The following is a 24,182-nucleotide window of genomic DNA, read 5'->3' on the forward strand; positions in this document are numbered from 1 at the left end:
CGGCATTTTTTGCCCCATCTGCTGCCAGCCCTCTTTTTAATCATAAATTCGCTGCAACAACCAGCGATCATCTACTTTGCGCAAATCGGCTACCAAGCCCTGACGCGTTATGCAGCGGTATACCGGCGGTTTTGGCGGTTTCCACCATTCCGACCAGTTAGGCTTTTTTTCAATTACCGAGCAGCTGATAACCTGAAAAAAGTGCCTGCGCCAAATAAATTTCCGGGGCCGGCCGGCGGCATCCAGATGCACAATTATCGGCTCGTCATACAGCTTGGTCATAAAACACATCACCCAGCTATATTATAACAGAACATTTGTTCGTGTTGCCGGGTGATGTGTTTTAAATATTAAAGTTACTTATATCAAGCTATTTACAAATCACTATTTGCTGAGATTCTCCGTTGTAGGTTACTTTTGCCCCTAACGACTCACTGATAAAGCGTACCGGTAAGAAAGTTCGATCATACATAACGGCAGCCGGGCAATCTAAATATACTTCCTTTTGATTAACCAGCGCTTTGTTTAATCCGATACCGAACCTTAATTCATTTGTTCCCTGAGTTATAATAACCGACTTGCTGTCTTTAATATATTTCACCTCAGCTCCCAGAGCTTCGCTGACAAACCTAACCGGAACCAGTACCCGATTAGATTTGCTATTTAAGTAGGGTTCTGCATCCAATAAATATCTTTTGCCATCCACCAATGCTTCCCGTTTATTTAAGTATAACGAAATTTCCGTTGGCGGAAGCTTGATAATGGCAAAAGTACTAAATTTGCTTACTTCAAATTCCAATGCTGCCGGCTTACCGCTATCGGTATATAAAATGTTAGGCTTGATTATTCTTTTTTCACCGTCACTATGAATTGCTAAAATTTTAAGACTGTTTAAGAAGGAATTTCTCTCTTTCAAATCCTGAGGTATATCAATATCTGTTAATGGAATGCTTACAATTGTGTTGCCAACCAATTTAGTTTTAATAGATGTGGGTTTACCTATAATTAAAGCATTAGATATTTCCGGTATTTCTGTTAAAGCTTCTTTGACAGCGCCAACTTCCTCATGTTTAATTTCTATCGATAAGCCTGCTGTATCCGTGCTGATTGTTTCAACAAGTTCTTTCGGCAATTCCAATGATACCTGGTTAGTTATTATTTTAATTCCTCTATCCTTGAAAATATCAAACACCGCATGCGGAATATTTACTGAGACAACATCCGGTAGAGTTTTCGACTTTTCTCCTACATCTATTTCAATAATGTTTTTCTTCTCGTTACTGTTAGTTAACTGTTTTAAACTGTCTGCATTTATGGTCACGGTTTCAACGACTTCGCCACGTTCATTTATGGCAACGGTTTTACTTACATAGTTATCAGACTTATTCTTCACACCACCGCCACCACCAGAACCGCCACTTGAAGAATTGTCGGGGGGCGGTTTTTCTACCACAAAATTACCGGTAGCGTATTTACCCTGCCCATAAACGGTAATCAGGTATGTTCCGGTTATTGTCTTTGTAAGTTTATAAGTTGTACTAAATTTATTATTCTGCACCTTTATTTCTTCTACAAAAACAATGTTCCCTCCGGCATCCTTTATTTCCAGCGCGATCTTATCGGATGTTGTTTCTCCGCTTATATATACCTGCTCATTTAATTGATATTTACTTTGATCAGTTTTAACCAGTAACTCATCTGCAGCCAAAACGGGTGTAGCGAGCAGTAGAATAAAAAACAAAGATACTATATAAACAGTAGTTTTTTTAAACACTTAAAAGCACCTCACCCCAGATCAATATATCAATTAATCAACTACAATGTTAATACTCATGCTCTCAGCTAACGGCTTACCATTATTAGATAACCAGTTGCTCCATACAAAAACTTCTGCTATATATTCTCCTTTATTATCCGGGGTAAATAACGTATAGTATTCATTGGTTTGTAGTGCGTTATACTGCGTTTTAATAGCATCAAACTGAACAATCTCTCCTTTATTATTGGTTACCTTCGTAATAACCAAAGCCGGGACCATAGAATCGGTTAAATTTGTTATTTTAGTGTTTAAGTAATACTGATTACCTTTTATTAGATTTTTATTAACCAGATTAAAGGAATTATCTAAAATACCAATCGCAGGGTCTATAGCAAAGCTTGTTTGTTCTGGCGGTGATTCAATAAAGGCAACCGGCAATCGGCCCTCTAGCCCGGCAGAACCGGTAACTTCTATCATAATCACATTGCCTGCAAACCAAGGCTCTACAATTATTTTCATATCTTCAAGATACAATGTTGCTGCATCTGTAGAAGTACCGTTAACCTGCCAAACCGCAACCCGTTGATTTTGCTTATACCCGACAAAATCAAGGGCTACACCGTTATCGCTGTCCTCGTCAATATACACCCACCTGGCTCCTTCCGGCAGTGCCATCTTGACAGTGCGCCCACTGATTAGGCTTTCGGAACCTAGCTCAGAAATTTGAATATCAGCTATCCTATGGGCTATTCCGGTCTGTATTGTGGGAATATGACCAGTATATATTTCCACCCCATAATCTTCTAATTCCGCAACAACAATGCTTTCTGAAGTTGTTTTGTTTCCTGATATTTCTACTACTACTACATCTGAAGTAGTTTCTTCCGGAACATTAATCATCAACCCTGACAAAGAAATAAATCCCGGTTGGCTGCCGCTATTACCTTGGGTAATTTCTATACACAATGTTTGCTCTTCCCAGCCGGCAGCAATTTCCGCTTCTAATCCGTTTGTACCTGTTATGCTAAAATTATCACCTAATACCCAGCGAAAACCTTCAGGAAGCGTTAGTTTAATATAATCGGTAGCACTTGCTTTCAACAATCCTGGCGTAGTTTCGCTTATTCTAATTGTTCCAATTTCTTCGGTGGTGCCTATCTTAATATGGTTAACTTTGGAGATTGTTGTTATAGTATCACCACTAAACACCCGAGCAACGGTAACAAATTCCGAAGTAACAGCAGTTCCCAGTGCACAAATCTCAACTTTAATATCACCTGTTACATCTCTGTCAACATCTACACAACTGAAATCAGGTTCGTTAAAATGAAAATATAAGGTGCTTTCTCCGCCGGTATTGGCATAATCTTCTGTGGCATTAGCTTTTACCGAAATAAAGTCATCACCTGCTGCAACAATTTCCCACCATAAAATTCCTTGCTCTGAGCTTCTTCTATCCACATATGATAGATATTTAAGGGCATTATCATCGCTAACACCCTGCCCTTCCGCATAAACAACCTCTCCAACCGTAGCAATACCGGCATATTCTACACCGGAAAGCAAAATAACGGTAATTACATCATCGGGCTTAAAAAAGGCGTCAGTATCCACGTCTTCTCTTATAGCAATTGATCCCAGTTCGCGGTTATCACCGGTTTCAATTATAGGCACAGTTACTGCATAATTATCGGTTGCCGCTTCCGCTGCTGAATAGTTAGACAGTTGTAAGAAAAGCAGGGCACATAATAATAAGGCGATTTTTCTAAACACTATAATAACACCTCCTGAATTTTCTAAATACTGAATTAGAAGAAATGTTGCAAATTCCTTTAGCATGTTTTGTCGATTACTGTAAATTAACGACAGTCGTCAGGCTATTGCTTTAAAAATTAACTAGAATAGAAAAATTTCTTCATTGGTAAAGCGTTCATGCGGTTGCTGCCTATGATAAGAATAATTAATTCCCTCTGATAATCAGTAGCCGCCATAATTTTTTGAGGACATCATCCCAGAAGACTATCCTCTGCCTGACTTTAAAACCCAAATAAATAACCCGTGTTCTACACGGGTTTTTAGTCGTGGCGGTAAGCGGCATTTTAGAAGCCAATAATTTCTTTAGCGGCAAAAAATACGATTGGAACAAATAAAGAGGGCAGCATATCTATTGTTCGGCAGTCTTTTATTTTTAAAATGCTGATGCCGGAGCTGGCGATTAAGATTCCGCCCACAATGGAAAGTTCAGTCATTAAATCGCCGGTAAAGAAGGAGGCGGATAAGTAGCGGGCTACCAGGTAAATGCTGCCCTGCCAAATAAATAAAACCGGAGCGGCAAAGATCATGCCGATTCCGTAGGTGGATGCCAGCACCATAGAGGTAACCAAATCTAAGGTGGCATTGGTATATAAAAAGGTATTATCGCCGTAAAGGGCACTCATTACCGGGCCCAATATCGAGAGGGTTCCGATACAGTACAGCAGTATTCCCGTTGACAACCCCTGCCCCAAGTTAGACTGGGAGTATTTCCCCACCAGCTTATGAAACCTGTCTTCAATTCTAATTTTATAGCCAATTAAGCTGCCAAGAGCCAAGCTTACTATAAACAACACCGGATAATTGCTGTTGGGCAGATTGTTTACTATGGCGTTAATGCCCAGTGCGGCAGCGGCAAAGCCCATGGCGTTAAAGAGCGCTTCTTGATATTCCTCTTTGATTCCCCTTTTAACGATGCTTCCGGCAACGGTGCCGATAATAATGGTGGCGGTATTTATAATGGTTCCTAACATAAAAAAATCACCTCTACAAGTCTGTCATTAGGCCTATAGAGATAATATTAAACCATCCGGAAGGCAAATGGTCAACTATTTTTGTCTGCCTTTAGCCATGCCAGCGGGCGGGGCCCTTTAATCTTACGTCTACATGGGTAAATGCGCGGTAGCGGCCAATGCCGGCAAAGCCCAGTTTTTGCGCCGCCGCGGCAACTGCACCGGGAGTGATACCGCTGACAACAATGTCGGCAGCATTGCCATATAAATGCTGGCTGTTGCTCACGCCCTTTACTTGTTGGTTGTGTTTTGGACAGCGATAGCCGGAAGTGATTATAATTGGCTTGTTTCCCAAATTTGCTCGCAGTTGTTCCAGCATGCTGATTAAAAATATGTTTACCCTGACCGTGCCGCAGCAGCGGCAGGCAAATTCCGCATCATTAAAGTGTTCGCTTAACCGCCCGCTGGGCCGGTGAGGAAGCAAAAGTTTTAACGCTTTTTGCGAAACCGGGCCGTAAATACCGTCGGTTGCAATCCGGCAGGTGCGCTGCAGCTTTATCAGTGCCCCTTTGGTTTGCGGGCCAAATTCACCGTCTACCGGGCCGGGTGAAAAGCCGGCGGCTGCTAGGTTTCGCTGTAGCTGCTGTACCTCTCGCCCCTTGTCTCCAATTTTCAGCATTACCCTCGCCCCTTGATATCGATTATTTGGCGCATTTGTTCTATATCGATATCGGATTGTTTGGCCACCACCAGCGTGAGCAGGGTAATAGATTTTTGTAAGTCTTTAATTACCGGTTCCAAGCGTACCAGTAAGTAACCGGCAACCACCATCGGAAAGCCGTAGTTGCCGATTAGTTGGAATGCTTGTTCCATTGTGTTTAACCCTCCTTTGTTAAAGATGTGTGGTGTTAAAGGGAAAATAATCGGTTTCCATGCCGCCCCGTATCCGATAGCGTTACCCCGTACATTTCCAAGTTCATGCCCCCTGCACAATGAGCAGCTTGCGCTTTGCTGCTGCCTTTTGTTGTGGCGGAACGCTCAAGGGCGTTCCCTACATTTTGTTTGTCAGCATATCGTTCAGCATAACCGCATATCGTTCAGCATAACCGCACAATGGTTTGCTTTGAGCTTAGTTGTGCCTTTTATCGCAGCGTAACAAGGGGGCGCAATTTTTCGCGCCCCCACACCTCTACTGTTACTGGTTAATTGCCAGCTCAACGGTTTCACGGCTGATTATGCGAGCGCTGTCTATTGCCGCCAAATCGCCGCCCCTGGATGAAAAAACATTTTTGTCAATGATTGTTTCCATCGCCGTTTTCACTTCTTCGGCGGTAAGCCCTTCTTTGGGGTCATTTACCCGAATGGTTACTTTGCCGCCGGCTTCATTTAAAAATCTCAGTTCCAGGTATTTAGTAACTTCATCAGGCATTTAGCATCGCTCCTTTCTTTTTAAATTAGTTAATAAACTAGACTTCTACCAGTGCGCCGGTGTCAATGCGGTTAATTGCGTACAAAGGATACTCCTGCAGTTCGCTGAGAACAAGGCCTACATCGTGTACATCCTGATCCGGGGCATCGGTTTTAATATTGCCGTAGCTTCTTTTGCGGATAACCGGGTTGCCGTTTTGGTCGGTATCCACAACAACTTCTAACTGCAGGCGAGAGTCAACCACGCTTTTTACCACTGCCATCCTACCGTCCTCCTTTTTAGTTTTTTACTTGCGGCAGGGCTAAGCCGGAAAGCCCTGCCTTAAGATATGAAAATATATAAAAAAAGCCGGAAAATTTCTTTCCGGCTTGGTTAGAATGTAGCACAAGTTTTGTATGGGAACAAGTGTTTTTTTTAGTTTAATTTTTCATTAATTTGGTCTCTAAAGGCTTCTACCTCATCCGTCAACTTGTAATTGTTGCTCTTCAGTATTTCCAGATAATCGCTTAATGCCGCCAAATATTTGCTGTCTCCGGTGTTTTCCACCGCTTTGGTGTAAGCTTCCAGAGCCTCGGAGTCCATTGTTTGGTCAGTGTAATCAAATAGGGGCGTATTATTTAAACCGTTAAAGGTAAAAAGCAAATACTTGTCATACAACTCCTTAACTTCTTCAATTTTAACGGAATCACTGTAAGTGTTGATAAATTTTTCTAAGTTTAATGCCCTGTTAATTACCTCACTCCAGCCGATTACCAGTGCCCCATCTTTAGCGGGCACTTGGCTTGATTCAACAGCCATAATATCAATGTAGGCTTTTAAATCATCGGTTACATAATTGCGGAAGTTTTGGTAGAACCGGTAATCAATTACCGGGAAGTAACTTCCCTCGGCAGTTTCCAGCTTGTAGCCGCTGTTTGCCAGTTTGGTTAACAACTCTTTTAAGGCGGCATCTTCAACCTCGGCCTCTTTACTGATAATTCCTTGATATGCATTGTGCATTTTCATCTGCATATCTTCGGTAAAAATAATTTCTTCAAACTGGGCAATGCCGTCTTGCTGGATTTTTTCAAACTGATTGACCATCTCACTTGCCTCTTGTGCCGAAACCCGGGCAATATTTTGGTTAATAAAATCTGCCACCTGTTCTACCCCTGTGTAATCTTGGATGAGAGCATTAAAATCTGCCATAATGGCTTTGCTCTCTTCAGAATCCTTTTCGGAATCGGCACTTTGCCGGGCACAGCCCACCACCAGCAGCAGGCTAAAACAAAGCAGTATTACAGTTAGTTTTTTAAACATTAAAGAGCCTCCCTTAGAATGTCTTTTTATTAAAAGACTGTTTACCTAAGGGAAACGTTTCAGTTAGTATAAATAAAAATTTTTCCAATTGCCTGCAACCGCACCATGATTAGGTTGGGGTATAGGGCAATTAATCATTCACCAGTGCTTTGAAATAATTTACCGGTGATACGGTAACAAAATTGCCTTCGGCAAAAACAACACTTTTTCTCTTTTTAATCTGCACTTGATTCAGTATCCTGATTAATTCTGTACGTTCGTTTTCGTCAATGTTAAACTCAATGCCGTATTCATACAAGTTATGCTCCAGCTCCCCCCGCCATACGGGGTAGCCGTATAACTTAAGTTCTTTGCCTATTAGTTGAGTAGTAAACTGCAGAATAATAAATTTCTTCACCGGGAACCTGATATTAGAAATAAAGCATAATCCTCCCGGGCCGATATTTTTCACCAGCACTTTGGTATTGCCGACGTCTACCTTTTTGCCGTTAATTTCTAAAATAGTTAAATCAGCTTCTAACAACTGCAAAAACCTTATTCTAAAATACCTGCGCCGGTTTTCCCTCAGCATTAAACTGCCGTTACTTACAATCAGCGGATTAATTTTGCCCCTAGCCAATATTTTGGCAAAATCTTCAGCCGGTTCCGGTTTGCCGTAAATGTACCCCTGCCCGCAGTAACAGTTTAAGTCTTTTAAGACCGATAACTGCTCTTCATTTTCTATGCCTTCAGCCACCATTTTAATTTTCAGCTCTTTAGCTAATTTTATAAGTGCATTTACAATCACGACACCGGCTTGGTTGGAAATTGATTTTTTAATTAACGAACCGTCAATCTTTAAAATATCAATGTTATATTGATTTAGATAAGCCAGGGAAGAAAAACCGGTTCCAAAATCATCAAGAGCCACCTCTATGCCATAGGATTGTAAACCTTGAATCTTGGAGGCTATTCTTTCGGTGTGTTTTGTTAACATGCTTTCAGTAATCTCGATAATTAAAAACCGCGGATCCAGTTTAAATTCTTCAATTATTTTAATGATGTTATCGACAAAATCTTTTTCTAAAAACTGAACAACAGAATAATTAACGGATATTTTAATATCAGGCAACCCGGCCTGCCGCCACTGCCGATAAAGGCGGCATACTTCACGCAAAACCCATTTGCCCAAGTCAACAATTAGCCCCGTTTCTTCGGCTAAATAAATAAAATCGTCAGAGGATACCGTTCCCCAGTCCGGGTGCTGCCATCTAATTAACGCTTCCGCTGCCAGTATTTCGTTAGTTTGCAAATTAACCATCGGTTGAAAATATACTTTAAATTGTTCTTTTTCTATCGCATGATGCAAATCATTGCGCAGCACAAATTCTTTATAATGCTGAATATCTAAATCAGAAGAATAGAATTTGTATGTGTTTTTGCCCTCTTTTTTGGCGCGCAGCAGGGCTATTTTGGCCTGCTTGCCCAGGGCGTCAATACCTTGTTCATTGGGATAAACGCATATGCCGATATTTACCGATAAATCTATTTCGTACTTGTCCACGTGAAAATGTTGGGCAAAAGAGGCAATTATTTGCTTGGCTATATCTTCATATTTAAGATTTGTGCCTGGCTCCGGAACTATCAGCGCAAAATGGTCTCCTGAGTAGTGACTGATAAATATATCGTCACCTAAACATTGCATTAACCGCCACACAACTTCTCTAAGTAACGGTTTTTCATAGTCGTACCCTAAGGAGTAATTTATATATTTTAATCCGTTAATTTCCAGCATCATTAGGGCAAATTTTGTTCCGTTTTTTTGCGCCATTTGACACTGTTGCCTTAATTGCTTTTTAAAATAAACACTGTTCGGAAGCCCGGATATTTCATGATGGGTAGCCATGTAGGTAATTTCTTTTTCCAGCGCTACCCGGTCGGTAACATCGCGAAAATTTACCGTAATACCTTCCACCGCCGGATCATGCAGCATATTCTGCAAATGCACGTCTAAATGAATTTCTCTACCGTTCGAGGTTTTTAGCTTAACATCCCCCTGCGCTTCCCGACCGTAGCCGGCTAAAACAAAGTTTAGCATACCGGTTAACTTTGCCGGTTCCGCTAGCGCAAAATCTTTAAATATGTTTTTGCCGATTAATTCTTTTGGTTTTACGTCATACACTTTCTCTATCGTTTCACCGATATATTTAATGGTTCCGTCGGAAGCAAGAACGGCAAAGACATCAATAGATTTTTGCACTAAATATTCTAAACGCCTTCTTATTTTGTTTATTTGCTGCGGCGTTTTTACTTGCAGCTGCCGGGTTAGCGGTTTGTTATCGGCGATATTTTCTTTTTCAATCATTTCTCTATCTCCCCCAATTTTTTTCGACACACTTTTTCGCAAAAAAGTTATTAGCTAGTTTACTAACATTTTAACAAGGTGCAGTGTTATATTGTTAACTTTTTAAAAATGTTTTAAAAAAGGCACTTAACTATTTTATAGCCACATTGTACTATTATTGGTATTTTTCTGCAATACTTTATAGCATTTTGGGGATATAAGTAACTTTTTATCGTATTTTCTAAATATTATGTGAATTATATGGTAATATAAGGTAGGTTTTTCTTTTGCCTGCAAACACAGCCACCGATTTATAATCATCAGCTTTATTTGGCTGCAAGAAAGCGGTGCATCCACAATTTAAGATAAACAAGTAATTCATATCAGTATTATTTATGTTTGCCATACGGCATTTATAATGTAAATGTAATAAATTGGAAAACAGCAACCTGCGCTGCACCTGTTGTTGTTCGCAAACAAAAAATCATGGAAGTAAAGTTAACAGTGGAGGGATTTTTTAATGACCTATAGGGTAAAAGGGGGAGAAATTGCCCAACCGGCAAATTCAAGATTTGCTTTGGATTATGGTAGGAGATAGCTGCTGACAGATTTGCGGTGCTTATATTTCTAGGGGCTGGGGGATTTTATCAGCAATTTTAGCAATTAGTTAGGGTGGCTTGCACGCCACCCCCTAGGCTTGTTCGTTTATATGTACTTCACACAACCGCACAATAATTATATCAACTGCAACAACCTTACTCTAAAATAGCTGTACCGGCTTTTCTCTAAACTGCCATTGTTAACATAAGTTTAGTTTTGCACTTAGACAATTTTTGGGCAAAGTGTTCAGCCGGTTCCGGCTTGCCGTAAACATGCCCCTGTCCGTAATGACAGTTTAAGTCTTTTAAGAGAGATAACTGTTCTTCATTTTCTATGCCTTCAGCCACCATTTTAATTTTCAGCTCTTTAGCTAATCTTATAAGTGTACTTACAATCACGACACTGGCTTGGTTGGAAATTAATTTTTTGATAAACGAACCGTCTATCTTTAAAATATCAATGTAAAACTGATTTAGATAAGCCAGGGAAGAAAAACCGGCTCCGAAGTCGTCAAGGGCCACCTCTATGCCATAGGATTGTAAACTTTGAATCTTGGAGGCTATTCTTTCGGTGTTTTTTATCAATATGCTTTCAGTAATTTCGATAATTAAAAACCGCGGATCAAGTTTAAATTCTTTGATAATATCGATGACGTCATTGACAAAATTTTTTTCTAAAAACTGAGCGGCAGAATAATTAACGGATACTTTAATATCGGGCAACCCGGCCTGCTGCCATTGCCGATAAAGGCGGCATACTTCACGCAAAACCCATTTGCCCAAGTCAACAATTAGCCCCGTTTCTTCGGCTAAATAAACAAATTCGCCGGCAGATATCATTCCCCAGTCCGGGTGCTGCCATCTAATTAGCGCTTCCGCTGCCAGTATTTCGTTAGTTTGCAAGTTAACCATCGGTTGAAAATATACTTTAAGTTGTTCTTTTTCTATCGCATGATGCAAATCATTGCGCAGCAGAAATTCTTTATAATGCTGAATATCTAAATCAGAAGTATAAAATTGGTATGTGTTTTTGCCCTCTTTTTTGGCGTGCAGCAGGGCTATTTTGGCCTGCTTGCCCAGGGCATCAACATCTTGCTCATTGGGATAAACGCATATGCCAATATTTACCGATAAATCTATTCCATACCGGCCAACTTGAAATTGGCGGGCAAAAGAGGCAATTATTTGCTTGGCTATATCTTCATATTTAAGATTTGTGCCTGGCTCCGGAACTATCAGCGCAAAATGGTCTCCTGAATAGTGACCGATAAATATATCGTCACCTAAACATTGCTTTAACCGCCACACAACTTCTTTAAGCAACGGTTTTTCAAACTCGTATCCTAGGTAATAATCTACGTACTTTAAACCGTCAATTTCCAGCATCATTAGGGCAAATTTTGTTCCGTTTTTTTGCGCCATTTGATGCTGTTGCCTTAATTTCTTTTTAAAATAAACACTGTTCGGAAGCCCGGATATTTCATGATGGGTAGCCATGTAGGTAATTTCTTTTTCCAGCGCTACCCGGTCGGTAACATCGCGAAAATTTACCGTAATACCTTCCACCGCCGGATCATGCAGCATATTCTGCATATGCACGTCTAAATGAATTTCTCTGCCGCGCGGGGTTTTAAGCGCGACATCTCCCTGCGCTTCCCGACCGTAGCCGGCTAAAACAAAGTTAAGCATAGCAATTAACTTTGCCGACTTATATCCCGCTAAATCTTTAAATATGTTTTTGCCGATTAATTCTTTTGGTTTTACGTCATACACTTTCTCTATCGTTTCACCGATATATTTAATGCTTCCGTCGGAACTGAGAATGGCAAAGACATCAATCGATTTCTGCACTAAATATTCTAAGCGCTTTTTTAGTTTGTTTATTTGCTGCGGCGTTTTTACCGGCAGCTGCCGGTTTAGCGGTTCATTATCGGCTATATTTTCTTTTTCAATCACTTGCCATTCCTCCAAGTTATTCCGGGATATTTTTATATCCGCAAAACGTTATTGGTAAACTTGCTAATTTTTTAACTAAGCACAGTGTTGCCTTGCTAACACTTTAACAAAAGTTAAAGCAATGCACTTAACTATTTTATAGCCACATTGTACCATCATTGGTATTTTTTTGCAATACTTTATTTTATTTTTAGCATAAAAGTAACTTAATGTCACTTTTTCTAAAAATTTCGAAAACAATAATGTATTTTAGGAAGAATTGCCTTTTTCTTAAAAACTGCCACTGCAAACAAAAGCATCCCCTAAGAAGGCAAAATAAGCAGAATGGTAAAAACGAAGGCGGCAAAAGGCATTGATGATCATGATCATCACATATTTTTATTTTTGTTTTTGTTTTTGTTTATGTTTATATAATGTGCCCCTTTTGATGTTCTAACTGTGCTCCTTTTGTGGCACCTTCTGTTTCACCACCTGTTGTCCCTTCTGTTGCCCCTTTTGAACAATCGAAAACTGTTTCATGCAAAGTAATTCTCTCTGCCATCCGATCTTGCCGCAAACAGCCGGCTGTTTTGACGATTTTGACTGTAATGCAGCTGCACCGGCAGGCAGCGGGTTTACCGCTTCCGTTTCTGATGCTAAAACCTTAAGCTAAGTAATTGCCTAGATATCAGCTTTTAAATCTATATAAATATTAACTTAGGTATAAAAATTTGATACCTTTTTAATATCTTTGCTGGTACCTTTTTCTTTTCCAAACTTAGGTCTTTTTAATTAATTTTATTCGCATTTCGCAAGCGTGTCAAGGGCGGCTTCCGTATGTTTACTTTTTCTTGCTCGCATCATGTGTCAGCGCTCGTTGAGTTAAAACCCAACCCGGCGGCCCTGATATCTCAACAATAACGCCACCTTCTTTTTTACCGCTCAAAAATAAAAGAACCGCAGCACCTTTAAAAATAAAGGGTTTGCGGTTCGGAAGTCGGTAATTAAGTTATATTTCCATGATAATCGGCAGGATCATTGGCCTTCTTCTTGTCTTTTCATATAAAAATTTGCCCAATACATCTTTAACATGGGATTTGATGGCAGACCATTCTTTAATGTTGCGTTCGCAGCATTTTTCCAGTTCTCGTGTGACACGTTCTTTTACTTCATCCATCAAAGCCTCAGATTCACGCACATATACGAACCCCCGGGATACAATATCCGGGCCGGATACAATCATGCCGCTGTCGCGGTTAATGGTAACCACTACAATTAAGATGCCGTCTTGAGACAGCTGTTTTCGGTCGCGCAGCACAATATTCCCCACATCGCCCACACCCAGACCGTCAACCAGCACCCGTCCGGCAGGAACACGACCGGCTATCCGGCCACGCCTTTTGGTAAATTCCAAAACCATACCGTTTTCCGCTACAAAGGTGTTTTCTTTCGGTATTCCTAACTGCTGCGCCAGTTCGGCATGCTTAACCAGCATACGGTGTTCCCCGTGAACGGGAATAAAGAACTTTGGCTTCAGCAGGTTAAGCATTAGTTTCAGCTCTTCTTGCGCCGGGTGACCGGAAACATGAATGCCGTCTACGGATTCATATATTACTTTTGCTCCCCTTCTAAAGAGTAAATCAACTACTCGCGCTACCAGTTTTTCATTGCCCGGAATAGGGTTGGCAGAAATAATTACGGTATCGCCGGGCAGGATTTCCACCTGTTTGTGGTCTGACATCGCAATGCGGGTCAGGGCGGACATCGGCTCACCTTGACTGCCGGTGCACAGCAGTACCACTTTATTTTGCGGCAGGCGGTTTGCTTCATCCAGATCAATCAGCAATCCTTCGGGAATTTGCAGATAGCCCAACTCATAAGCAATGTTCACCACATTAAGCATGCTGCGTCCAATAATCGCCACTTTGCGGTCATACTTACAGGCGGCCGAAATGACCTGTTGCAGGCGATGCACGTTAGACGCAAAAGTAGCAACAATTATCCGCTCTTTACAGTCGGCAAAAGTTTCTTCAAATGTATGACCTACTTCACTTTCCGATGGGGTGTATCCGGGCTTTTCTACGTTAGTGCTGTCAGCCATCGCCACCAGCACACCCTTTTCCCCCAATTGTGCCAGCTTATAAAAATCGGTTACTTCACCGTCTACCGGCGTGTGGTCAATTTTAAAATCACCGGTATGGACAATAACACCAACCGGTGAATGAATGGCAATGGCCACAGAATCCGGAATGCTGTGGGAAACTTTAATAAATTCCACTTTAAACGGACCAATTTGTACACGCTCTCGCGGTTTAACGGTATTAAGCTTTGTACCTTTAAGCAAATTGTGTTCTTTTAGCTTGTTTTCCAGCAAGCCCAAGGTTAACTTTGTTCCGTACACCGGGGCATTAATTTGTCTTAAAACATACGGCAGTGAGCCGATATGGTCCTCGTGCCCGTGAGTGAGCACAATGCCGCGCAACATATGTTTGTTTTCCAATAAATAAGTAATATCCGGGATTACTATATCAATACCCAACATTTCCTCTTCCGGAAATGAAAGCCCGCTGTCTATTAACAAAATGTTGTCCCCAAACCTCACCGCTGTCATGTTTTTACCGACTTCACCAAGCCCCCCAAGGGGGATAATTTGTATTTTTTGCTCTTTGGCCAATCCTACACCTCCTAGTTCACTTGCTGCAAAACAAAAAACGTATACTTTTTGTTGGTGAGCATGTAGAAGAAGGCGGGGATTTTGTTAATAGAGCGGTTGGGTAATATAGCCTGATTTTTTCTATTCTGGTTTATTATACTCAAATTACTTTTGGTAAACAAGTGCAGAATAGGCGGCATGTGTCAAATTTTTGGCAGAGTAAAGCACTTTTTATTTATCATAACCGATCCGGCGGACAAAGAAACAAGGGCATTGTAAAAATGCCCTTGTAGAAAATTTTATTTGGTTTATATTAAATTTTTTTCAGTCAATACAGCACTTAGTTTTTCTTTATCTTCGGCACTCATATTTACCAGCGGCGGACGTACGCCGCCAACATGCATGCCCATCATATTTAGCGCTTCCTTAACCGGTACCGGGTTGCTGGTAATAAACAGGCCTTTAAAAATCGGGAACAGGTCGGTATGCAAACGGGCTGCTTTAGCCACGTTGCCTTGAATAAAGGCCTGCACCATTTCCTGAATGTCGGGGCCAACAATGTGGCTGGCTACGCTGACAATTCCCTTGCCGCCCAAAGCTAAAATCGGCAGCGTTAAAGAATCGTCACCGCTGTAAACGACAAAATCGTCCGGCAGCAGCCGCATTAATTCACTTACCTGATCCATGTTTCCGGCTGCTTCTTTAATGGCTACAATGTTGGGAACATCATTGGCCAACCGGGCTACCGTTGCCGGCAAAACGTTAATGCCGGTGCGTCCCGGAATATTGTACAGCATTACCGGCAGCTTGGTGCTTTCAGCCACTGCCTTAAAATGCTGATACAAGCCTTCTTGCGACGGTTTATTGTAGTAGGGTGCTACCAACATCACACCGTCTACGCCGGCTTTTTCCGCCTCTTGGGTAAAAGCAACGCTTTCGGCAGTATTATAGCTTCCCGTTCCGGCAATTACCGTTGCCTGGCCCCCTACTTCCTCCACCACCGCTTTAAACAGCGCCATTTTTTCTTCTTTATTCAGTGTGGGAGATTCACCGGTCGTTCCGCTAACCACCAAACCGTCCGAACCGTTTTCTACTAAATAGCGGGCCAGTTTCTTAGCCTGGGGAATATTTACATTTAAATTTTCATCAAAGGGGGTCACCATTGCCGTCAGTACACGACCAAAATCAACAGACACGGCTTTCACCTTCCTAAAAAAGTAATTATCTTCCTTGCAGCACAGCCGTACCTTTATTTATTATTTATTTTTCTCTTTATTTTTTTTACCTAGTTTAAATTGGTTGTGTAAAGCGCAAACCGCTTTTTCGGTATCTTCTTTTTTAACCAACACCCAAATGGTGGTATGGGAATCTGACGACTGCAGAATTTCCACACCGGCACGGGTAAGTGATTCCACCACGTTAGCCATTACTCCCGGAACGCCGGTCATGCCCGCACCCACCGCCGCTACCTTAGCACAGTTATGGCGCATCTGCGGCTGAATGCCGATATTTTCCAATACCTGCTGCGTTTTGTCGGCATCTTCTCCTTTTACGGTAAAGGCAATATAGCGGGTGTTGACGTTCCAGAAATCAACGCTGATACCGGCCAAGGCCAGGCCTTTAAATACTTTTAAGTGCGGATTTTCTACATCTAAGTTATCTAACGGAATGGTTACCTGAGTAATATCACTCATACAGGTAATGCCGGTGATGGTGCGATCCATGGTGATGTCAATGGTGCCGTTAAACAGGTGCCCATGGCTGGTCACCAGTGTGCCGGGTGCATCACTGAAAGTACTTTTTACCCGCATTGGTATGTTTTTCTGCATGGCAATTTCCACCGCCCGCGGATGAATTACTTTTGCCCCCTCGTGGGCCAATTGACAGATTTCGTTGTAGGTTACTTTATCTAAAATGGCGGCATCATCCACAATGCGCGGGTCGGCAGTCATAATTCCCTCCACATCGGTATAGATGTCGATGCATTCCGCATCTAAAGCAACCCCTAACGCTGCAGCGGTGGTGTCGCTGCCGCCTCGGCCCAGTGTGGTAATTTCTCCGTCTTCGGTAACACCTTGAAATCCCGCTACCACCACTACTTTGCCTTGCTCGGCATGTTTGATGATTTTCTGCGGCTCAACCCGCAAAATGCGCGAATTGTTATAATTGTTGTCTGTTATTATACCCGCCTGCGCACCGGTTAAAAACACCGCCGGGCAGCCGGCTTCAATCAGTGTGTTAACCATCACCACGCCGGAAATTATCTCACCGCAGCTCATCAGCATATCCAGTTCGCGGGGCGGAACATCGCGATGCACTTGTTTAGCCAAGGATATTAAAGTATCTGTCGCATAAGGGGCCCCGCTTCGGCCCATGGCCGAAACCACTACCACCGGAGTAAAGCCCTGTTCCTTGGCGGCAATAACTTTTGCCGCCACTTCCTTTCTGAATTCCGGTGTGGTCAGTGATGTACCTCCAAATTTTTGTATTAAAAACCTCATGTTTTATTTCTCCAATAAGCAGTTGTACTTAATTACCAATTCGGCTATCTGCACCGAGTTGGTTGCCGCTCCCTTTCTGATTTGGTCACCTACAACCCACAGATTAAGAGCGCTGTCATGAGAGTTGTCTTCCCGAATGCGTCCGACAAACACTTCATCTTTATGGGAAGTGTCTACCGGCATGGGGTAAATGTTGTTTTGTGGATCGTCCAGCACCACCACCCCAGGAGCATTGGCCAAAAGTTCCCTTGCTTCCTGCGCGGTCAGCTTGCGTTCGATTTCCACATTGATGCTTTCCGAGTGACTGCGGTAAACAGGCACCCGAACGGTAGTGGCAGTTATCTTCATATCCGGTTGATGGAAGATTTTTTGCGTTTCCTTCACCATTTTCATTTCTTCTTTGGTGTAGTCCCCTTCCTGCCAAACATCAATATGGGGTATTAAGTTAAAAGCAATTTGATGCAAAAAGGCGTTCGGCGGGTATTCCTTGCCTTCTAAAATTGCCCGCGTTTGTTCAGTGAGCTCTTCAATGCCTGCTTTGCCGGCACCGGATACCGCTTGATAGGTAGATACAACCACCCGCTTAATGCCGGCTTGATCATGAATCGGCTTCAGCGGTACCGCCATAATGATGGTTGAACAGTTTGGGTTGGCGATGATCCCTTTATGCTGCTTGACGTCTTCGGGGTTAACCTCAGGCACGACAAGCGGCACATCGGGATCCATGCGGTAATTGCTGCTGTTGTCAATGACGACACAGCCTCTTTTTACCGCCTCCGGCCCAAACTGCAGGCTGGCTTTGCCGCCGGCAAACAATGCTATATCCATGCCGTTAAATGAATCGGGTGTAGTTTCTTCTACAACATAGGTTTTGCCCTGAAATTCAATCTCTTTGCCTTTAGATCGGGCTGTAGCCAATAAACGCAATTCACCGAGAGGGAATTTTCTTTCATCGAGAATATTCAGTAGTTCTTGCCCCACTGCCCCTGTAGCGCCAACAATAGCAACATTATACTTTCTCAATACCAAACCCTCCAAAAAAATGATATACATTATATTATCATATTCCTAATTGTATCACCATTCTTACAATTTTGGGGCGGTAAAAATATATTTTAAGACTGATAACTAATCATTACGGGCTGTAGTTGCTTTCCTTGCAGTGCCGCTTCAATGGTTTCTAAAATCAATCCGGTTTTTGACTTAATTGAATTTGGTTTGGTCTGGGGATTGTCCTGCCCGAAAGGCACTAGATAAATATTCTTGGTGTTCAATAATAACCCGATGTTTTTGGCGTTCAAGCCTAAACCGTCGTTGGTAGAAACAGCAATTACTACCGGTCTTAAGTTTCTCAAATGTGCTTTGGTTGCCATCAATACACTGCTGTCGGTGATACCGTTGGCAAGTTTAGCAATGGTATTGCCCGTACACGGAGCAATGACCAGCACATCCACCAACTTGTTCGGTCCCACCGGTTCGGCATCTTTTATGGTGGCAATTGGTTCTTTGCCGGTAATTTCTTTTAATTGTTCAATCCATTTAGCGGACGGGCCAAATCTGGTATCCGTTGTTTTTACCGTTTCACTGACTATCGGCAGCACATCGGCCCCTTCATCTACCAGGCGTTTTATTTCCGGCAGGGTTTCTTCAATAGTGCAATGTGAGCCGGTAAGCGCCAAGCCAACACGAACTCCCTTTAATCTCATGTTAAGCACCTCCACGGCTTTCCGTTTTGCATATGCCTAATTCCTCAGCCAAAATACGCGGCACAATGCGCGCCAATATTTGACCGGCAGTTTTGGGAGCCACTTTGCCGGGCAATCCGGGCGCCTGCAAAGCCTTAATGCCTAATCTCTTGGCCGCTTCAAAGTCGGTACCGCCCGGAGGAGATGCTACATCAATTACTACCAATTCGTTGGAAGCCTTGCTTAGTACTGAGTTAGTGAGCACCATGGCAGGAACGGTATTGAAAATAATATCCGCTTCCTGTATATAGTCAGGTAGTTCATCGTAAGTCATCGGACGCATTCCCATTTCGTAAATGCGGGCAAATTTTGCGTCATTTGTTGTCAGTACCGTTACGTAAGCGCCCATTCCCTTAAGTAAATTGGCTATTGTCGCTCCCGTGCGGCCATATCCCAATACAAAGGAATTACTGCGGTGAATGGTAATCGGTGTTGCTTCAATAGCCATTTGAATAGCTCCCTCAGCAGAAGGAATAGAGTTGAGAATGGCGATGTCATCCCGCTTTAACAGTTCTATTAAGCGCAAATTACAGCGTTTAACCATCTCTGCCAAACGTTCCCGAGCATACCCGGCAAATACCGGGGTATTAGCCGGCAGCGTAACCAGCTGCTTCTCGGTTAACTCCATTGGCTGATCGAGAAAAACGCTGTAAATTGTACCGTCTTTGTTTAATCCGGGGATGGGAAGTATTACTGCCTGAACATCCTGCAACGCCTCGGCAACGGTAGAACATTCAATTACGTTGTAATCGTTTTCTACGGGTAACCCCAATACTTTTACAGTTGCCCCCAAGCGGGCCAACTCCGATGTGAGGATAATTTCCCGGGCATCTCCGCCTAGTACTGCTACTTTTATGCCTTGTAAATCTGGCTGCATGCCTGGAAGCCCCCCTTTATCGACATATGGCTTATATTTAATTTTCACTATATGAAATGTCGCGGGGGGAGGTGCTTGTATATGCAATAAAATTGTGTTGGCCGGCAACAATTTTGTGCAAAAGTGGAAAATAAACCTTATTCAAAAATCAGTTTATCTAAGCCGTAAATCAGTTCGTCACTGTACATTACTTGGCGTATACCCATCAGCAGCCCCGGCATAAATGATTCCCTGTTAATAGAATCATGCCGGATGGTTAAAGTTTGACCGGTACCGCCAAAAATAACTTCTTGATGAGCTACATAACCCGGCAGGCGCACACTGTGAATGCGCATGCCTTCAAAATCCGCACCGCGGGCACCTTGCAGTTTTTCTATTTCTGTGGGCAGTCCTTGTCTCATACGGCCACGCACTTCGGCAATTGCTTCCGCTGTTTTAATTGCCGTACCGGAAGGGGCATCCGCTTTTTGATCGTGGTGCAGTTCAATTATCTCTACATGGGGAAAATACTTGGCGGCCATGGTGGCAAAATGTATCATTAACAAAGCGCCGATGGCAAAATTAGGCGCAATTAATCCTCCAATATTCATTTCTTTGGCCATATTTTGCAAAGTTTTTATCTGCTCCATTGACAAGCCGGTTGTGCCGATAACCGGCCGCACTTTGTTGCGCAAAGCAATTTGTACATTTTCATATACTGCATTGGGGTGAGTAAAATCTACCATCACATCAGGCCTTAGCTCTTGCAGTGCCTGTTCTAAATCAGCGTAAATCGTCAAATCAACGCCATCCAAACCGATTACTTTACCTAAATCCTCACCCCCGTGGCGCAGATCAACAGCACCTGCCAATACCATATCATCGGCCTTAAAAACCGCCCGGCAGGATTCTGCACCCATGCGTCCCGCTGCTCCTGATACCAATACCCTAATCACCCTTATTACCTCCTAAATTACTAAAATCTACATAGTATTTCTTTTGCTCTCATATTTTGCCTGTGCATAATTATTCTATACCAAGAGCAACTTTGTCAAGCCGAAAGGCTTGAGAGTGCGGGGCCTTCCCTTTATTGCTTTCTGTAGATGTTGATTCTGTATTTGTATAAACGGGCGGGCCTGTTTCCCTGCCCATACAGTTGAAATGTTTGTATCAATGATTTTACATCTGTGTAAACAGATAGGGTATGTTCCTCTGGCTTTACAGGCTAAAGAACATCCTAACGATAAAATGTAGGGGTCAATTTCCCTTGCCCTCCCGCAAACAAACATTGCATGTGTGTGAACGGACTGGGGTGCTTCTTTGCTCTTACATATGGAAAGACCTTTGCAGAGCGCCAAGGCATTTGACCTTACGCTTTCGATTAGCCGGCTAATTCAAAAGAGCATTGCTAATACCGAGGACTCTTTGCGGAGCTTTGCTCCGGGTTCCGCAGGCCCCCGGAGGCGGCGGAGCTCGTCCAATTATATATGCCCGCGTGCTTGTACTATCAACTATCATAATAAACTAAGTTTCCTTTACGAAGGTAAATGCCCTGGCGCCCGATAGAAACGTTACATCTGTAAAAACCGAAACAGAACTTACAAATTGAAAGGCGTGCCGCAAACTACATATTAGTAGTGTGCGGCACGCCCGTTACACCGAATATTTTCTAAAATTTAAATTCCCCTGATCAAGTTCAACAATGATTACTTCCTCACCGATTTTACGCACCAGTTCCCACGGAATGACCATTTTCTGCCGATCCACCCAAAAGTTCAAAAAGTTGGCCCGCTGCGGCAGGATAATGCACTGAATTTCCCCGCTGACGGCGTCTATCGCCAAATCTGATTCACCAATCACCCCCAAACGGGCACCGTTAACAATGTTAACTATTTCTTTGCCCACCAATTCGCTTAATTTCATCGGTGCCTTTCCCTCCTTACCTAATCACGTTTAATCAAGCTGAGCACAAAGGGCTGAATGAGCGCAATTAAAATAGATATTGCTGCCAGTGGTTCTAATTCAAACTGCCATACTTGTACTCTGGCAGGTATCTCCATTTCTAAAAAGGAAGTGAGCATTACGATCGAAAGGTATATACCGCCGGCAGTGCCAATCAAACCGGCCAGCGCGGAAGACACCGGCGATGTTTTGGCTTCACTAAGTATGCCTCCCTTAAAGTCAATATCGCAGCCGCGGCTTTGTTTTTTGAAGTTGTAAAGCATTCGCTGCCGAACAGACAAAACTACCAGCAATAGAACAATCAAACCTAAAAGCAAGCTATACATCTCGTCCCACCCCCACTAAATTTTATTGACCATGGACGAGATATATTACAAAAATAAACCGGGGCTGGCCCGGAATAATTCACTGATTATGCTCTCTGTATAAAGATGCTTTTAAACATAAAAAAAGAGCGGTTTTCCGTTTCAGGAAATAAGCTCTTTTATTCAACAGTCATTATGTTAATCACCGCGCGCAGTAACCCGCTAACAACGCTGAAGGGCCTTTGCCTAATGTTATTTGATTTCTACTTATTCCGACATATTATTTTTAGTGCTGACATAAAGGGTTTTTATTGCCTCTGTAGAAAAAACACAAAATAACTCTGCCTAATTGGGATTGGAGGTGAAAATATGGAATATAACTTCACATTGATAGCCCAATTATTTAACTTATTAATCCTGGTGCTGCTTATTTTTGGCGTAATTTTTGGCGGATATAAATTAATTAAAACTTGGATAAGCTTTCACCACAACGCCCTTTTGCAAAGAGAGGAAATAATTAAGAAACTTGATAAGATAGAAGAAAAGTATAATGAGATACTGGTGTTGCTGAAGAGGGATAAGGGGTAAAGAGGGTAGTTAGGACCGCCGCCAAGGCCATTTGACCTTGGCAAACGATAGCCGGCTAATTCAAAGAGCATTGCTAACGGAGGACAAGTGCCGAGGACTGTTTGAGCGTCAGCGAGTTCACTTTCTTCTAAATTAAGAATTTAGGATGAAAGTACACTGCCGCCCGGCACCCGAAGGCAGTAGAGCTCGTTCATTTTTATGTGCCGGCGTGTTTGTAAAGCGTAAATGCCTTGGCGGCCTTTATTGCAGTTGCATTTACTGCAACCTTTCTTAATAGGTTGACGTGGAGCCAACCCTACAATTTAGCAATCACATTTCCTTTTCCCTGAGGGGTAAAACTCCTACCCTATCCGTTCTCGTACCATGGAATCCGGCCCCTACTTTTTTGTCTTGCCACTTACCTGGGGGCAGTTGCCCCATGTTTGCTGGTTCCCGTATATGCAATGCCTCTTAACGGGCCGACGTGCCAACCCCTATATCTCCTCAACCGCCCCATTGACTTTTAAGCCAACGCCCTTTACCGCCGGGACGAGGGCGCTGAGTGATTGGGTGCCTTCTTCGGTTTCTACATCGCCGGTAAATAAATACATCGGCTGCAGGTAACGGTTTTCAGAAGCACTGCTTGGTTCCTGGTAGTAAACCAAGCGCACATCGTAAATTGTTGCCTGCCCCAAGACCGATTCAGCTGCTGTTTGGTAGTAAACCTCGCCGGCCTCCAGCTCGCGCATTGCCTGGTTAAGGGTTTTTAAGCGGCAGGTTTTGTGCCGCTCGATTTCCTGATAGCCTTTAGTTATTCCTTCTAACTGGCCTTGGTGCCCGATATGCACCGCCAGCTTGGCGGCCCCGTTTATTTCATATCCGTCCACCTGCTGATAAAAATATACCGTTTTGCCGATTACCCTATTGTTTTCGGTAGTGGTACCCAAGGCAACCGAAGAAAACTCTTCGGCAGAGATACCTACCTGGGCCAAATAATCTTTGGCTAAATTAACCACTTCATCATCCGACGGAATACTGCAGGTCATTGTGTCAACACTGTATTGGCGGCCGATGTCGCGGTAAGTCCACATTCCGGTGTACTGTTCGGCAAGCAATATTTTGCCGTTAGCGTTTACTGTATACTCGCATGTCTCATCGTTGTAAAAACACTTCCCCCTTATTTCCAAACTTTCTGCCAGTTTTTCCACATCAGCCTGCGACATTTCTTTATTTTTATATTTATAAACCGTTAACCTTGCAGGCAGTTGATAATCCTCCGGCACCAAAGTAAAATATACGCTGCTTGGTGCCGCCCCACCGGCCGGCACGTTGACATCCGGCAAGCCCTCTTGCCGGCAGCCTTTTATCAGCAGCAGCAGTACTGCCGCTAACAGCAAGGCCAAAAGCAGCGGTTTAATTTTTGCCAGTCGGTATAAATACCAGCGCATATTTTCCAAACCCCTTAATGGAGTTGCCAACCCTGC

The 24,182-nt window shown here is 42.9% G+C and carries 22 protein-coding genes; 1 reads left to right on the forward strand and 21 read right to left on the reverse strand.

What is annotated here, in order from left to right:
* Nucleotides 1-36 precede the first annotated feature (36 nt).
* The 20 genes from ACZ5NG_RS06050 to ACZ5NG_RS06145 form a co-directional block, all read right to left on the reverse strand.
* On the reverse strand, nt 37-282 hold the full coding sequence (locus tag ACZ5NG_RS06050) for a hypothetical protein (RefSeq protein ID WP_464250928.1): 246 nt from the start codon (nt 280-282) through the stop codon (nt 37-39).
* An 88-nt stretch (nt 283-370) separates the two neighbouring features.
* Nucleotides 371-1,774 carry a copper amine oxidase N-terminal domain-containing protein gene (locus tag ACZ5NG_RS06055; RefSeq protein WP_464250929.1) on the reverse strand — a complete coding sequence of 468 codons (1,404 nt, stop codon included), beginning with the start codon at nt 1,772-1,774 and terminating at the stop codon, nt 371-373.
* 33 nt (nt 1,775-1,807) lie between these two features.
* Entirely contained in the window at nt 1,808-3,532 is a 1,725-nt protein-coding gene (locus ACZ5NG_RS06060; RefSeq protein WP_464250930.1) for a hypothetical protein, read from the reverse strand.
* 326 nt (nt 3,533-3,858) lie between these two features.
* Entirely contained in the window at nt 3,859-4,545 is a 687-nt protein-coding gene (locus tag ACZ5NG_RS06065; RefSeq protein WP_464250931.1) for a DUF554 domain-containing protein, read from the reverse strand.
* A gap of 91 nt (nt 4,546-4,636) precedes the next feature.
* Nucleotides 4,637-5,203 (reverse strand): D-Ala-D-Ala carboxypeptidase family metallohydrolase, encoded by a 567-nt coding sequence (locus tag ACZ5NG_RS06070; protein ID WP_464250932.1) that lies wholly within the window; start codon nt 5,201-5,203, stop codon nt 4,637-4,639.
* Complete coding sequence (locus ACZ5NG_RS06075; protein ID WP_464250933.1) at nt 5,203-5,397, reverse strand: YvrJ family protein; 195 nt, start codon at nt 5,395-5,397, stop codon at nt 5,203-5,205. Before ACZ5NG_RS06075 ends, ACZ5NG_RS06070 begins: the two co-directional genes overlap by 1 nt.
* 322 nt (nt 5,398-5,719) lie before the next feature.
* Nucleotides 5,720-5,953, reverse strand: coding sequence for a DUF2922 domain-containing protein (locus ACZ5NG_RS06080; RefSeq protein WP_464250934.1), 234 nt, complete (start codon nt 5,951-5,953; stop codon nt 5,720-5,722).
* A gap of 37 nt (nt 5,954-5,990) precedes the next feature.
* Nucleotides 5,991-6,215, reverse strand: coding sequence for a DUF1659 domain-containing protein (locus tag ACZ5NG_RS06085; protein WP_464250935.1), 225 nt, complete (start codon nt 6,213-6,215; stop codon nt 5,991-5,993).
* A 152-nt stretch (nt 6,216-6,367) separates the two neighbouring features.
* Complete coding sequence (locus ACZ5NG_RS06090) at nt 6,368-7,252, reverse strand: hypothetical protein (RefSeq protein WP_464250936.1); 885 nt, start codon at nt 7,250-7,252, stop codon at nt 6,368-6,370.
* Between the two features lie 130 nt (nt 7,253-7,382).
* The gene (locus ACZ5NG_RS06095; protein ID WP_464250937.1) at nt 7,383-9,596 is read right to left on the reverse strand and encodes an EAL domain-containing protein; all 2,214 of its coding nucleotides are present in this window, start codon (nt 9,594-9,596) and stop codon (nt 7,383-7,385) included.
* Nucleotides 9,597-10,360: 764 nt separating this feature from the next.
* Nucleotides 10,361-12,130 carry a putative bifunctional diguanylate cyclase/phosphodiesterase gene (locus tag ACZ5NG_RS06100; protein ID WP_464250938.1) on the reverse strand — a complete coding sequence of 590 codons (1,770 nt, stop codon included), beginning with the start codon at nt 12,128-12,130 and terminating at the stop codon, nt 10,361-10,363.
* 988 nt (nt 12,131-13,118) lie between these two features.
* A complete protein-coding gene (locus tag ACZ5NG_RS06105; protein WP_464250939.1) occupies nt 13,119-14,783 on the reverse strand; it encodes a ribonuclease J in 1,665 nt (554 codons plus the stop codon).
* Between the two features lie 287 nt (nt 14,784-15,070).
* On the reverse strand, nt 15,071-15,958 hold the full coding sequence (dapA, locus tag ACZ5NG_RS06110; protein WP_464250940.1) for a 4-hydroxy-tetrahydrodipicolinate synthase: 888 nt from the start codon (nt 15,956-15,958) through the stop codon (nt 15,071-15,073).
* A gap of 60 nt (nt 15,959-16,018) precedes the next feature.
* Nucleotides 16,019-17,263, reverse strand: a complete 1,245-nt coding sequence (dapG, locus tag ACZ5NG_RS06115) for an aspartate kinase (RefSeq protein ID WP_464250941.1) — start codon at nt 17,261-17,263, stop codon at nt 16,019-16,021.
* 3 nt (nt 17,264-17,266) lie between these two features.
* Nucleotides 17,267-18,286, reverse strand: coding sequence for an aspartate-semialdehyde dehydrogenase (locus tag ACZ5NG_RS06120; RefSeq protein ID WP_464250942.1), 1,020 nt, complete (start codon nt 18,284-18,286; stop codon nt 17,267-17,269).
* A gap of 92 nt (nt 18,287-18,378) precedes the next feature.
* The gene (locus ACZ5NG_RS06125; RefSeq protein WP_464250943.1) at nt 18,379-18,969 is read right to left on the reverse strand and encodes a dipicolinate synthase subunit B; all 591 of its coding nucleotides are present in this window, start codon (nt 18,967-18,969) and stop codon (nt 18,379-18,381) included.
* 1 nt (nt 18,970) lies between these two features.
* On the reverse strand, nt 18,971-19,885 hold the full coding sequence (dpsA, locus tag ACZ5NG_RS06130) for a dipicolinate synthase subunit DpsA (RefSeq protein ID WP_464250944.1): 915 nt from the start codon (nt 19,883-19,885) through the stop codon (nt 18,971-18,973).
* 137 nt (nt 19,886-20,022) lie between these two features.
* Nucleotides 20,023-20,820 (reverse strand): 4-hydroxy-tetrahydrodipicolinate reductase, encoded by a 798-nt coding sequence (gene dapB / locus ACZ5NG_RS06135; RefSeq protein ID WP_464250945.1) that lies wholly within the window; start codon nt 20,818-20,820, stop codon nt 20,023-20,025.
* 697 nt (nt 20,821-21,517) lie between these two features.
* Nucleotides 21,518-21,787 (reverse strand): YlmC/YmxH family sporulation protein, encoded by a 270-nt coding sequence (locus tag ACZ5NG_RS06140; protein WP_464250946.1) that lies wholly within the window; start codon nt 21,785-21,787, stop codon nt 21,518-21,520.
* Between the two features lie 20 nt (nt 21,788-21,807).
* The gene (locus ACZ5NG_RS06145; RefSeq protein ID WP_464250947.1) at nt 21,808-22,152 is read right to left on the reverse strand and encodes a hypothetical protein; all 345 of its coding nucleotides are present in this window, start codon (nt 22,150-22,152) and stop codon (nt 21,808-21,810) included.
* A 348-nt stretch (nt 22,153-22,500) separates the two neighbouring features.
* Between ACZ5NG_RS06145 and ACZ5NG_RS06150 the strand changes: the two genes are divergently transcribed.
* Complete coding sequence (locus ACZ5NG_RS06150) at nt 22,501-22,719, forward strand: hypothetical protein (protein WP_464250948.1); 219 nt, start codon at nt 22,501-22,503, stop codon at nt 22,717-22,719.
* Nucleotides 22,720-23,192: 473 nt separating this feature from the next.
* Here ACZ5NG_RS06150 and ACZ5NG_RS06155 read toward each other — a convergent pair whose 3' ends face one another.
* Nucleotides 23,193-24,146: a hypothetical protein gene (locus ACZ5NG_RS06155; protein WP_464250949.1), complete on the reverse strand. Its 954-nt coding sequence runs from the start codon at nt 24,144-24,146 to the stop codon at nt 23,193-23,195.
* Nucleotides 24,147-24,182 lie beyond the last annotated feature (36 nt).

Source organism: Desulfovectis peckii (genome assembly GCF_055391705.1).